Source organism: Dietzia sp. B32 (assembly GCF_024732245.1).
In the GTDB taxonomy this organism is placed as follows: domain Bacteria; phylum Actinomycetota; class Actinomycetes; order Mycobacteriales; family Mycobacteriaceae; genus Dietzia.
In genome coordinates, this window is record NZ_CP093845.1 from 402,038 (window position 1) to 414,420 (window position 12,383).

Sequence of the window (12,383 nt, forward strand, 5' to 3'; positions counted from 1 at the left end):
GGGACACGGCGGGGATACGGCGGACACCCGGGCGGCGGTTGGTACACACTAGGAGGATGCCGTCTCCGCGACGCGGGTCGGCGAGGCGATGACCGGTGCGAACCCGGTGACGGTGCCGTGACACGCGGCAGAAGGAAACGAGGACGACATGACCGAGCAGTCACCCGCCGCCCAGAGCGGATCAGGTCCGGGCGGATCGAGTTCGGACGGCGCGACCCCGAACCCCGGTCCGAGGCCGGGAGCGCCCTCCCCCGCCGCACTGGCCCGCAAGGTGGCTCCGCGGCCGACCCCCGCCGTCGCGCCCCGGGTCGAGCGCGGTTCGGATCCGTCCAAGTGGGGTCGCGTCGACGAGTCGGGGGCGGTGTTCGTCCGGACGGCTGACGGCGAGCGCCAGGTCGGGTCGTGGCAGGCCGGTGCCCCGGAAGAGGGGCTGGCGCACTTCGGGCTCCGGTTCGACGACCTCGCGGCCGAGGTCGCCCTGCTGGAGACCCGCCTCGATTCCCACCCGCAGGACGCCCGCAAGACCCGCGCCTCGGCGGAGACGCTCGCAGCGCAGATCCCCGCCGCCGCAGCAGTGGGGGATCTGGACTCACTCGCGGCACGGGTGGCAGCGGTGATCGAGCGTTCCGGCGAGGTCGAGGCCGCGGCCAGGCAGCGCAAGGACGAGCAGCGGGCGGCGGCGATCGCGCGCAAGGAGGCCCTGGCGGCGGAGGCCGAGGAGATCGGCGCGTCGTCGACGCAGTGGAAGTCCGCCGGCGATCGACTCCGCGAGATCCTCGAGGAGTGGAAGACGATCCGGGGTATCGACCGCAAGACCGACGACGCCCTGTGGAAGCGCTTCTCCAAGGCTCGGGAGGCGTTCAACCGGCGCCGTGGCTCGCACTTCGCCGAACTGGACCGCACCCGGGCCTCGGTCAAGCGGGTCAAGGAGGAGCTCGTGGAGCGGGCCGAGGCGCTCTCGGCATCCACCGAGTGGAACGACACGGCAACGGCGTTCCGTCGTCTCATGGACGAGTGGAAGGCGGCCGGCAGGGCTCCCCGTGACGCCGATGATGCGCTGTGGAAGCGGTTCAAGGCCGCCCAGGACACGTTCTTCGACGCCCGCCACGCGGCGTCAGCGGAACGGGACGCCGAGTTCGAGTCCAACGCCCAGGCCAAGGAGGCGCTGCTCGCCGAGTACGAGGGCAGGATCGACCCTGCGGCGGACCTGGGTGCCGCACGGTCCGCTCTGCGGTCGTTGCAGTCCCGGTGGGAGGAGATCGGCAAGGTTCCCAGGGAGCGGATGGGTCAGCTCGAGGGTCGTATCCGGGCTCTGGAGAAGCGGGTCGCGGACGCCGCGGACACCGAGTGGCGTCGTACCGATCCGGAAGCGAAGGCACGCGCCGGCCAGTTCTGGGACCGGGTGCGCGACTTCGAGGAGCAGGCCGCGAAGGCGGAGGCTGCAGGCAGGAGCAACGAAGCCGAGGGTGCCCGCGCCCAGGCCTCGCAGTGGAGGGAGTGGGCGGAGGCCGCCGAGAGGGCGGTTGACACCCGCTGACTCCTGGTTGACGGGGAGCGCCCCCGGATCAGAAGAGCCCGACCCGGATCGACGGGTCGGGCTCTTCCTCGTCCGGGCGGACTATGGGGTTCGGGGTTCGGTCAGCCCCGGTCCCCGTGCCGGGCGTCGTCCTCGAGCGCGAGCTGCTCGGGGGTCCGTGCCCACAACACGCTCGCAAGGGTGATCGCCAGTGCGAACACGATGAGCTCGCTGATGTAGAGGCCGATCCCGGGGGCTCCGAAGTCCTGCACGTCGGGGTTGGGTCCCCGGCCGGACTGGCGAAGCCAGATCGCCAGTACGCCGTAGACGGCGGCGACACACGTCGCGCCCCAGGCGATCCCGGCGGCCCACCACTTCTGGGTCATGATCATCGCGGCGCCGAACGCGATGGTCCCGACCGAGTACAGGAGCACGAACAGGTGGGACGGCAGCGTCGTTTGCTGCTCGCTCGCGACGTCGGTGAAGAACAGGACGTCGAGCCCACGTACTCCCGCGCTGTGCGGGAGGGCGAGAGCGACGGCCAGCAGGACGATGAGGACGGCGGAGGCCAGGTAGGCACGCCCGATCACGAGGGTGCGCCCGAGAACCCTGTCCCGCTCGCGCATCGCCGATTCCGCGTTCCGGGTGACTTCCATGATCCCCGCGATCGGATCGGGTCGGTCGTCGGTGCTCACGTGGGGCATCCCTTCTCGGTGGTGACGGAGGCGACGACGGTGTCGCGCCGCAGAGTGGGCAGTCCGAGCCCGACCCCGATGGGCGGGGTCTCGGGCTTGCGACCGGCTTCGTGACGATCTCCGGCACGGGTGGCCCGGTAGGTGAGCACCCCGTCGTCCGCGAGCAGGTGGTGCGGGGCCGCCGCGGTGATCCGGGTCGTCACGATGTCCCCCGGCCGCACCCGCTCGGCATGCTCGCCGACCGGCGCGAAGTGCACCAGCCGCCCGTCGCGGGCTCGGCCCGTCATCCGGGCGGTCGCCGCGTCCTTACGCCCTTCGTCGGCGGTGACGAGTAGCTCGACGATCTGCCCGACCTGCTTCTGGTTCTCCTCCAGGGTGATCCGCTCCTGGAGGAGGATCAGGCGTTCGTAGCGTTCCTGGACCACCGCCTTGGGGATCTGCTCCGCCATGGTGGCCGCGGGGGTTCCCGGACGGGGCGAGTACTGGAAGGTGAACGCGCTGGAGAAACGGGCCTTCTCGACCACATCGAGGGTGGCCTGGAAGTCCTCTTCGGTCTCACCGGGGAACCCGACGATGATGTCGGTGGTGATGGCGGCGTGCGGCATGGCCGCGCGGACGCGGTCGATGATCCCGAGGAAGCGCTCGGACCTGTAGGACCTGCGCATGGCCCGGAGCACGCGGTCGGAACCGGACTGCAGGGGCATGTGCAGCTGGGGACACACGGTGGGCGTGGCGGCCATGGCCTCGATCACGTCGTCGGTGAACTCCGCCGGGTGCGGCGACGTGAAGCGGATGCGTTCGATCCCCTCGACACGACCGGCCGCACGGAGCAGTTTGGCGAACGCCCCCTTGTCCGAGGGCTCGTCGGGATCGTGGAACGACCGGCCGTAGGCGTTGACGTTCTGGCCGAGCAGCGTGACCTCGAGAACACCCTCGTCGGCGAGCGCCTGAATCTCGGCCAGGACCTCTCCGGGCCGCCGGTCGACCTCCTTGCCGCGCAGGGAGGGAACGATGCAGAAGGTGCAGGTGTTGTTGCATCCCACGGACACCGAGACCCAGCCCGCGTAGGCGGACTCGCGGGTGGCGGGCAGGGTCGAGGGGAAGTGCTGCAGGGAGTCGGCGATCTCCACCTCGGCCCGCTCGTTGTGGCGCGACCGGTCGAGGAGGGTCGGGAGGTGGCCGAGGTTGTGCGTACCGAACACCACGTCGACCCACGGCGCGCGGGAGACGACGACGTCCTTGTCCTTCTGGGCGAGGCAGCCGCCGACCGCGATCTGCAGACGGGGGTTGGCGTCCTTCCACGGGCGAAGGTGACCGAGAGTGCCGTAGAGCCGGTTGTCGGCGTTCTCGCGGACCGCGCAGGTGTTGAACACCACGAGGTCGGGGAGGTGGCCCTCGGCCGGGTCGGCCTCGCCCACGAAGGGGATGTACCCCGCGGCGTCGAGCACCCCGGAGAGCCGCTCGGAGTCATGGACGTTCATCTGGCAGCCGAAGGTACGCACCTGGTACGTCCGGCGGTCAACGCCCTTGACGTGTGCGTCCTGCGCCGCCGTCTGCAGGTCGGTCACGAGAGTATCCACGCAGGCCAGGGTACTCAGGGCGACGCGTGGGCCGCCAATTCGGCGTCCACGACTTTCATCGCCAACCCCGTCGGATAACCCCGACGAGCGAGGAAGGCGATGAGCCTCCGTCGCTCCCCCTGTACATCGGGGCCGGATAAGGCCTCGGCGGGCCGGCGATCCAACCGACCGCGAACCAGTTCAGCAGCCTGCCGGCGGTCATCGGACTCGTCGATTCCGCCGACCGCCCGGGCGATGTGCGACTCCGCCACGCCCTTGTCCCGCAGCTCGCGTTCGAGTGCGCCCCGAGAGCGGCCGCGGCGTTTCCTGCGACCCCGGACCCATTCCTCCGCGAAGTCAGCGTCGTTGAGCAGACCCCACGCCCTGACCCGGTCGAGTGCCTCGTCGACCGCATCCGCGGAGTGCTCCTTCTCGAGCAACCGCCCACGGAGCTCGTGCTCGCTGCGTGGCCGGTGTCGGAGCAATCTCAGAGCGGAGGAGGCAGCCTCGTGTGCCTCGGGCGCCAGCGGGGGCAGGTCCGAGGAACTGGAAGGCCGGGCCTCCACCGCGGCGATCGCCGTGCGGAGCTCCTCCGCTCCCAGCGCTCCGCCGGGGCGTCCGGCGCGGGTGTCCCGTTCAGGCATCAGAATTCGACGGGCACCACGTCGATCGGCGCGTCCTCGTCGGACTCCGCCTCGATCTCGGCGATCTCCGCGCCCGCGCCGATCTTGAGCTTGTCGAGGATCTTGCGCTCGATCTCGTCTCGCACCGACGGGTTGTCCTTCAGGTAACGACGGGCGTTCTCCTTGCCCTGGCCGAGCTGGTCCTGTCCGTAGGTGAACCAGGAACCCGACTTCTTGATGAAGCCGTTGTCCACGCCCATGTCGATGAGCGACCCCTCGCGGCTGATCCCCTCGCCGTAGAGGATGTCGAACTCCGCGATCTTGAACGGCGGTGCGACCTTGTTCTTGACGACCTTGCACTTGGTGCGGTTACCGACCGCGTCGGCACCGTCCTTGAGCGTCTCGATCCGACGCACGTCCAGCCGCACCGACGCATAGAACTTCAGCGCCTTACCACCGGTGGTGGTCTCCGGCGAGCCGAACATGACGCCGATCTTCTCGCGTAGCTGGTTGATGAAGATGGCGGTGGTGCCGGTGTTGTGCAGCGCACCGGTCATCTTCCGCAGGGCCTGACTCATGAGTCGCGCCTGCAGGCCGACGTGGCTGTCACCCATCTCGCCCTCGATCTCCGCCCGCGGCACCAGCGCCGCCACGGAGTCGATGACCAGGATGTCGATCGACCCGGAGCGCACCAGCATGTCGGCGATCTCCAGCGCCTGCTCGCCGGTGTCCGGCTGGGAGACGATGAGGTTGTCCGTGTCCACGCCCAGTTTGCGGGCGTACTCCGGATCCAGCGCGTGTTCGGCGTCGATGAACGCCGCGATTCCCCCGGCGGCCTGGGCGTTGGCCACGGCGTGCAGCGCGACCGTGGTCTTACCCGAGGACTCGGGTCCGTAGATCTCGACGACGCGGCCGCGGGGGAAACCGCCCACGCCCAGCGCCACGTCCAGGGACAGTGCACCGGTCGGGATCACCTGGACCGGCGGCCGGGTGTCGTCGCCCAGCCGCATGACGGAGCCCTTGCCGTACGCCTTGTCGATCTGCGCGAGGGCCAGTTCCAGGGCCTGCTCGCGATTCTGGGCCACGCCCGTCTTGGTCCCCGACTTCGCGGTGGTCTTGGGTGCCATGGTGCTCTCCGTTCCTGCGCGACCCCCGGCGTCCGGCCGATCGGTCTGGGTGGTGATTCAGTTGCGGACGTTACGGGCCGGGTACGACACGAACGTCTCGCGCGAAACCGGCGACCGCTCTCCTGTGGAGGGAGGGCGCCCTGTGGACGGGTCGTCCCGTCATCACGTGTCCCCCAGTGTAGCCGAACGGGTGTTCGAGGTCGACAGACACGCCGTGCGTCATCCGCTAGCGCAGCTGTTCGGGCACGTCGAACTCGGCGCACAGCGCCAACCAGACGCGCTTGACGGGCAGTCCGGCGTCGATCGCCTCGTCCGCGGTCCTCCCGCCGCACTCCGCGAGATGGTGCGACCTGATGAGGCTGTCGGCGCGGAGTGCTCCGAAGGCCTCCGCCGTGCGCGCCCGGAACTCGGTCTGAGTCACGTTCCGCCCTCCCCTGCGGACGACGACGGGCCGCCGGCGTGGTCGCCGACGGCCCGTTGCCGCGAGATCACTGCTGTTCGGTCTGCGCCTGCTGCTGCGGCGACGCGGCCGGCTGGGACTGCCCCTGGCCGAGCTGGCCGGCGGCGCCGGTGCCGGAGCCGAGCTGGCCGCCCTCGGTCATCGACGCGCGGATCTGCTCCAGACGGCTGTGGCCGGCCATCTGGGTGGAGGCCTGTTCGACCTCGAGCATCCGACCCTGCACGGAGTTCTGCGCGAGTTCCGCGGAACCCAACGCGTTGGCGTAGCGCCGCTCGATCTTGTCGCGGACCTGGTCGAGGTTTGGGGTGTTGCCGCCCGAGGAGAGCTCCGACATCGACTGCAGGGAGGCGCTCACCTGCTCCTGCATCTTGGCCTGCTCCAGCTGGCTGAGCAGCTTGGTGCGCTCGGCCACCCGCTGCTGCAGGACCATCGCGTTCTGCTCGACGGCCTTCTTCGCCTGGGCCGCGGCCTGGAGGGACTGGTCGTGCAGCCCCTTGAGGTCCTCGACGCTCTGCTCGGCGGTGACGAGCTGCGCGGCGAAGGCCTCCGCTGCGTTCTCGTACTCCGTCGCCTTCACCGAGTCGCCGTTCTGGCGTGCCTGCTCCGACATCTGGAGGGCCTGGCGGGTGGAGCCCTGCAGCTTCTCGATGTCCGCGAGCTGCCGGTTGAGCTTCATCTCCAGCTGCCGCTGGTTCCCGATGACCGCGGCGGCCTGCTGCGAGAGCTGCTGGTGCTGGCGCTGCGCATCGGCGATCGCCTGCTGGATCTGGACCTTGGGGTCAGCATTCTCGTCGATCTTCGAATCGAACAACGCCATGAGGTAGCGCCATGCCTTGGTAAACGGATTGGCCATCGCTGCGTAGTGTCCTTCTGCCGATTCGGACGACGGGTCTGTTCAACGGTACCGAACAACGCCGGTGTGGGACCACCGACCGTGATGGGTGCGGGGTCAGGCCGCGAGCACGGGCTCCGTGAAAGTGCCCGGAGGGGACACCTCGAGCGCCGCACGGATGAGGATCTCCCCCAGCGAGACGTCGAGGGCGCCCGAGATGGAGGCGAGGAGTTCGCTGGAGGCCTCCTTGCGGCCGCGCTCGATCTCCGAGAGGTAACCGGGACTCACACGGGCGGCGTCGGCCACGTCACGCAATGTCCGACCGGACTCCCCCCGCAGACCACGAAGGACCGTTCCTAGCGTCTCGCGTAGCAGAGGGGCACCGCCGGTCTGGTCCGGTCTGGGCAGGGTGGTCATCTGGATGTTCGGCATCACGGGGTATAACGCACCACCTGCCGGATTCGTTCCCGTCGTCGTCGTCACCGGTCCATCTCCCCCGTCGCTGCGGCGACGACCTGCTCCAATGCCGCCGTGCACGCTGCTCGGCGGATCCGGCTGCGGTCACCGTCCACCCTCAGTGGCACCGACCACGGTCCCCGGCCGGGGACGACCAGGCCGAGGAAGACGGTGCCGACCGGCCGGCCCTCCTGAGGGTCCGGTCCCGCCACTCCGGTCAGGCCCACGCCGACGTCGGCACCGCAGCGCGCGGCAGCGCCCCGGGCCAGCTCGCGAGCGGTCTCCGCCGAGACCGCCCCGTACTCGTCGAGGATCTCGCGGGAAACCCCGGCGAGGTCGTGTTTGAGCTCGGTGGCGTACACGATGAGCCCACCGCGCAACACCGCGCTGGCGCCCGGGACGTCTGCGATGGTCGCTGCCAGCAGCCCGGCGGTGAGGGACTCGGCCGTCGCCAGGGTCCAGCCCCGGTCCCGCAGGGCCGTGACGGCGGCCCGGGCCGCGGGCGGCGGTGCGACGGTCGGAGTAACGGGTCCGTCAGTCACCGGCACGGGCGGCCTGACGTGCCTTGACCAGATAGTCGACGCCGGTGACGACCGTGAGCACCACGGCCGCCCCGACCACGACCCACTCCACGGGCCACACCCAGTGCGGCAGCGGGAGGATGAGCATCCCCATCCCCACCGTCTGGGTGACGGTCTTGAGCTTGCCGCCCCTACTGGCGGCCACGACGTAATCCACCCCGAACAGCCGCCACAGCGTGATCCCGATTTCTCGGACCAGGATCACCACGGTCACCCACCAGAACAGCTCGCCCACCAGGGAGAGCGAGATGAGCGCGGCGGCGATGAGCGCCTTGTCGGCGATCGGATCCGCGATCTTGCCGAAGTCGGTGACCAACCCCAGTTTGCGGGCCAGGTGACCGTCGACGTAGTCGGTGAACATCGCGACGGCGAACACGACGAACGCCCCAACCCGCCACCACGGCTCCTGGGCGTCGGCGACGAAGAACAGGACCACGAAGACCGGGACCAGGATGATCCGCAGCACCGTGAGCACGTTCGCGATGTTGAGTACGGGGACCTCGGCGGTGGGTAGCCCGTCCTCGCGCGTGGAAGCAGTCACCCCCTCACCTTAGCGAGCCGGGCGGTAATACCCTTGGTCGTGAGGCACCCCCGCCATCATCCCCAGGAGGACCCCGATGCCGATCTTCGCCGTGACCTACCGTTACGAGGCCGCCCAGAGCGAGGAACGCGAGGCCAACAAGCCCGCCCATCGTGAGTGGCTGTCCGCCCGCGTCGACGACGGCTCGATCCGGTCCGTGGGACCGTTCGTCGACGGGTCCGGGGCGCTGCTGCTGGTGGAGGCCGACGACGACGAGGCGGCGCGATCACTGGTCAACGACGACCCCCACTGCCTCCGCGGAATGGTCTCCGAGATCGTGGTCCGCGAGTGGATGCCCGTCTTCGGCGCCCTCACCTGAGCGCGCTCCGTCGGACCGGAGGCCCGCCGGAGCCGCCTGACCGCCCGCTACCCCACCGGGGTCGCGGCGGGGTCCTGCAGATCGGCCGGGTCGTCGCCCGGCTCCTCCTCCGGCGGGGCTCCGCCCTTGATCATCCAGAGCACCGAGGCCAACTCCTCCGGCTTCACCAGGACGTCGCGGGCCTTGGACCCCTCGGAGGGTCCGACGATGTCGCGCGACTCCATGAGGTCCATGAGCCGGCCGGCCTTGGCGAATCCGACCCGTAGCTTGCGTTGGAGCATGGACGTCGAGCCGAACTGGCTGGAGACCACCAACTCCACGGCGGCGAGCAGATCGTCGAGGTCGTCCCCGATGTCGGCGTCGATGTCCTTCTTGCCGTCCTCCTTCGCCGCGGTGATGGACTCGTCGTACTCGGGCTCGGCCTGGTTCTTGGCGTAGTCGACGACCTCGTGGATCTCCTCGTCGGTGATGAACGCGCCCTGCATACGGACGGGACGCGACGCGCCCATCGGGATGAAGAGCCCGTCGCCCATGCCGATGAGCTTCTCGGCCCCGGCCTGGTCGAGGATGACCCGCGAGTCGGTGAGTGAGGACGTGGCGAACGCCAGCCTGGACGGGACGTTGGTCTTGATGAGACCGGTCACCACGTCCACGGACGGACGCTGCGTGGCCAGGACGAGGTGGATTCCCGCCGCGCGCGCCTTCTGGGTGATGCGGACGATCGCGTCCTCGATGTCGCGGGGCGCGGTCATCATGAGGTCCGCCAGCTCGTCGACGACCGCGACGATGTACGGATACGGCCGGTAGACGCGTTCGCTACCGGGCGGGGTGGTGATGGCGCCCGACTTCACACGCTCGTTGAAATCGGTGATGTGACGCACGCGGGTGGACTTCATGTCCTGGTAGCGCTGCTCCATCTCCTCCACCAGCCACGCCAGCGCCGCGGCCGCCTTCTTGGGCTGGGTGATGATCGGCGTGATGAGGTGCGGGATGCCCTCGTACGGCGTCAGTTCGACCATCTTCGGGTCGATGAGGATGAGACGGACCTCGTCCGGGGTGGCGCGTGTCAGGAGCGACACCAGCATCGAGTTGACGAAGCTCGACTTGCCGGAACCGGTCGACCCCGCCACCAGGAGGTGCGGCATCTTGGCGAGGTCGGCCGTGACGAAGTCCCCCTCGATGTCCTTGCCCAGGCCGATGAGCATCGGGTTGTGCTTGCCCGCGGTCTTGGGATCGGTCAGGACGTCCGCCAGGCGGACCAGCTCGCGATCGAGGTTGGGCACCTCGATGCCCACCGCGGACTTTCCGGGGATCGGCGCGAGCAGACGGACGTTGTCCGTGGCGACCGCGTAGGCGATATTGCGGTGGAGTGCCGTGATCTTCTCGACCTTGACGCCGGGGCCCAGTTCGACCTCGTAGCGGGTGACGGTCGGGCCGCGGGTGAAGCCGGTGACAGCCGCGTCGATCTTGAACTGCTCGAGGACGCCCTGGATGGCCTCGATCATCTGGTCGTTGGACTCGCTGCGGGCCTTGGGCGGATCGCCGGCGGTCAACAGGCTCACGGGCGGCAGCGCGTAGTCCACGCCGCTGAGGAGCTGGGTCTGGGAGTCGAGGCGTTCGGCACCGCTGTCGGCCGCGGTGTGCGACGACGGGGTGTTGGTCTGCGGGACCGCGGAGGTGTCCACGACGGGGGTCTCGGCCGCTCTCGCGGGCGCGGCGGCCCGCGGGGACGGGGTGGACCGTGTGGACGGGGTGGTGGCCGGGGCAGCGTCCTCCGTCCCCGCCTCGTCGTCCACCGGGAGGACCTCGGTCCTGCGCGGGGCGCGCCTCGGGCGTGCCGGGGCCGCCGCGGTGGCGCGCTGCGCGGTGTCGGCGTCCTCGGGGTCCGGCCCTGGCTCGGCGGGGGTTCGGGCCGCGCGGGGCATCTCCACCGTCTCACCGGCGGTGGGGGTGTCGGACCACGCGGCGACCCGGCGACGCGAACCGCGACGCGCCGCGGATCGCTCGGGTTCCGTCGCCCTGTTGGTCTCGGCGATCGGGTAGGCCGTGGTCGCCTCGTCGTCCCAGTCCTCGTCGGAATCGACGTAGTCGTGGTCGACGATGTCGCCGTTGCCGTCCCACCCGAAGAACCCACGGACGATGCCGGGGATCTCGCGCGCGGGACGCCCCACCATCACCAGGATCCCGAACGCGATGAGGAGCACGAGAAGCGGCACCGCGACGAAGACGGACAGCCCGGCCTCGAGCGTGCCCCCGACGATCCGGCCGAGCACACCGGCACCGGAACGCACGCCCTCGGGACCCGTCGGCGACCCGGATCCCAGGTGCCACAGTCCGAGCACACCGAGGGCCGTGACGGTGGTGCCGACCAGCCATCGCGAATGCACGTCGGGACGGGGTTCGCGGGCCATGACCAGCACTCCCCACCCGCCCAGCAGCAGTGGTAGCAGAGCGCCGGGGGTCCCCACGATCGTCCGGATGCCGGAGTCGATCCACTGGCCGACCGGGCCGGCCGCACCGAACCACACCGCGCCGGCGAACACGATCGCCACGCCGATGAGGATCAGCCCGAGACCGTCCCGGCGATGCGGCGGGACCACCTTGTCGTCGTCGTCGGATCCGCCACCGAGGCCACGGACGCCGTGGCCCACCCCCTTGGCGACCGCCGACCAGCTGCCGCGCAGACCGCGGCCCACGGCGCTGAACGCGCCCGAGGTGCGTTCCGGCGCCGGAGCGGCGGCTCGGGAACTGCCCCGGGTCCCCTTCTTGGGGGTCGAGACGACTGCACCGCGACGGGAACCGCCACCCCGCGCCGAGGCCGGGGTGGACTTGGTCGATCGCTGCGCTCCCGAGGTCGAAGCCGGACGTCGGCCGCCGGGGGCACGGGTGGAGCGCGTGCTCGAGGTGGATGCCATGGTCGTCACTCTATCGTCTCGTGCACCACTGGTAACAGCAGCCACACGGGGTCGGGGTGGTTCAGATGCCGCGCGGGACCGCCTCGAGGGCATCGATCCCCCGCTGCGCCCCCGAGATGTCCATCTCGACCTCGTCACGACCGAACGTCCACAGCAGGAACTCGACAGGATCCGCGGTGATGCTGACGAGCGGGGCGAGAGCCGCGCCCGTGGAGACCGACGCCATGCGGGTCGATCCGGGCTGGGGCGGAGTGCGCAGATCGACGCGGGCGTTCACCTTGCGGAGGAAGGTCTTGGCCACCGTGGTGGCCAGCGACCAGATCCGCTCGAGGTCCTCCACGTCGAACTCGCGACGTGTCCACTCCCCGCTCCCCCGACGCACATCCTCGTGGTGGACGAGGTATTCGGCGAGGTTCGCGACACGATCCGCGTACCGCAGCGGCGAATACCAGGGCGCCCCGCCGGCGATCGCATCGAGCAGGTCGTCCCACGAGCGCTCTGCCTCACGCAGTCTCAGCTGCTCCAACCGATCCGCGAGCGCGGGGACGACCACCCCCGCCGCCGCGTCCGGTCGGAACTCACGGACGACGAGGTGCGCCGCCAGGTCCCTGGTCGTCCAGCCCTCGCACAGCGTCGGGGCGTCAGGGCCCGAGGCGCGCATGCTCTCCACGAGCGCGCGGCGCTCACGCTGGGCGAGGGTCGGACGACCGGGACTCATCG

Annotated in this window: 13 protein-coding genes; 2 read left to right on the plus strand and 11 right to left on the minus strand. The window is 70.1% G+C overall.

The features are described 5' to 3' along the window. Positions 1-148 precede the first annotated feature (148 nt). On the plus strand, positions 149-1,537 hold the full coding sequence (locus L8M95_RS01935; protein ID WP_260487664.1) for a DUF349 domain-containing protein: 1,389 nt from the start codon (positions 149-151) through the stop codon (positions 1,535-1,537). A 101-nt stretch (positions 1,538-1,638) separates the two neighbouring features. On the opposite strand, the gene L8M95_RS01940 is transcribed toward L8M95_RS01935, so the two are convergent. The 9 genes from L8M95_RS01940 to pgsA form a co-directional block, all read right to left on the minus strand. After that, positions 1,639-2,220, minus strand: a complete 582-nt coding sequence (locus tag L8M95_RS01940) for a hypothetical protein (protein WP_260487665.1) — start codon at positions 2,218-2,220, stop codon at positions 1,639-1,641. Continuing rightward, positions 2,208-3,779 (minus strand): tRNA (N6-isopentenyl adenosine(37)-C2)-methylthiotransferase MiaB, encoded by a 1,572-nt coding sequence (gene miaB, locus L8M95_RS01945; protein ID WP_260489125.1) that lies wholly within the window; start codon positions 3,777-3,779, stop codon positions 2,208-2,210. The genes L8M95_RS01940 and miaB overlap by 13 nt, the downstream gene beginning before the upstream one ends. A 26-nt stretch (positions 3,780-3,805) precedes the next feature. Beyond that, the gene (locus tag L8M95_RS01950; RefSeq protein ID WP_260487666.1) at positions 3,806-4,414 is read right to left on the minus strand and encodes a regulatory protein RecX; all 609 of its coding nucleotides are present in this window, start codon (positions 4,412-4,414) and stop codon (positions 3,806-3,808) included. Further along, positions 4,414-5,520, minus strand: coding sequence for a recombinase RecA (recA, locus tag L8M95_RS01955; protein WP_260487667.1), 1,107 nt, complete (start codon positions 5,518-5,520; stop codon positions 4,414-4,416). The genes L8M95_RS01950 and recA overlap by 1 nt, the downstream gene beginning before the upstream one ends. A gap of 226 nt (positions 5,521-5,746) precedes the next feature. Next, entirely contained in the window at positions 5,747-5,941 is a 195-nt protein-coding gene (locus L8M95_RS01960) for a DUF3046 domain-containing protein (protein WP_260487668.1), read from the minus strand. Between the two features lie 67 nt (positions 5,942-6,008). Next, on the minus strand, positions 6,009-6,833 hold the full coding sequence (locus L8M95_RS01965; protein WP_260487669.1) for a PspA/IM30 family protein: 825 nt from the start codon (positions 6,831-6,833) through the stop codon (positions 6,009-6,011). A gap of 96 nt (positions 6,834-6,929) precedes the next feature. Next, positions 6,930-7,244 carry a helix-turn-helix domain-containing protein gene (locus L8M95_RS01970; RefSeq protein WP_260487670.1) on the minus strand — a complete coding sequence of 105 codons (315 nt, stop codon included), beginning with the start codon at positions 7,242-7,244 and terminating at the stop codon, positions 6,930-6,932. Between the two features lie 47 nt (positions 7,245-7,291). Further along, positions 7,292-7,810: a CinA family protein gene (locus L8M95_RS01975; protein ID WP_396119271.1), complete on the minus strand. Its 519-nt coding sequence runs from the start codon at positions 7,808-7,810 to the stop codon at positions 7,292-7,294. Further along, positions 7,803-8,390: a CDP-diacylglycerol--glycerol-3-phosphate 3-phosphatidyltransferase gene (pgsA, locus tag L8M95_RS01980; RefSeq protein ID WP_260487671.1), complete on the minus strand. Its 588-nt coding sequence runs from the start codon at positions 8,388-8,390 to the stop codon at positions 7,803-7,805. The genes L8M95_RS01975 and pgsA overlap by 8 nt, the downstream gene beginning before the upstream one ends. Before the next feature lie 76 nt (positions 8,391-8,466). Between pgsA and L8M95_RS01985 the strand changes: the two genes are divergently transcribed. Continuing rightward, a complete protein-coding gene (locus L8M95_RS01985) occupies positions 8,467-8,748 on the plus strand; it encodes a YciI family protein (RefSeq protein ID WP_260487672.1) in 282 nt (93 codons plus the stop codon). Positions 8,749-8,795: 47 nt separating this feature from the next. Here L8M95_RS01985 and L8M95_RS01990 read toward each other — a convergent pair whose 3' ends face one another. After that, entirely contained in the window at positions 8,796-11,663 is a 2,868-nt protein-coding gene (locus L8M95_RS01990) for a DNA translocase FtsK (protein ID WP_260487673.1), read from the minus strand. A 61-nt stretch (positions 11,664-11,724) separates the two neighbouring features. Further along, positions 11,725-12,381 (minus strand): TIGR03085 family metal-binding protein, encoded by a 657-nt coding sequence (locus L8M95_RS01995; protein WP_260487674.1) that lies wholly within the window; start codon positions 12,379-12,381, stop codon positions 11,725-11,727. Between the last annotated feature and the right edge of the window lie 2 nt (positions 12,382-12,383).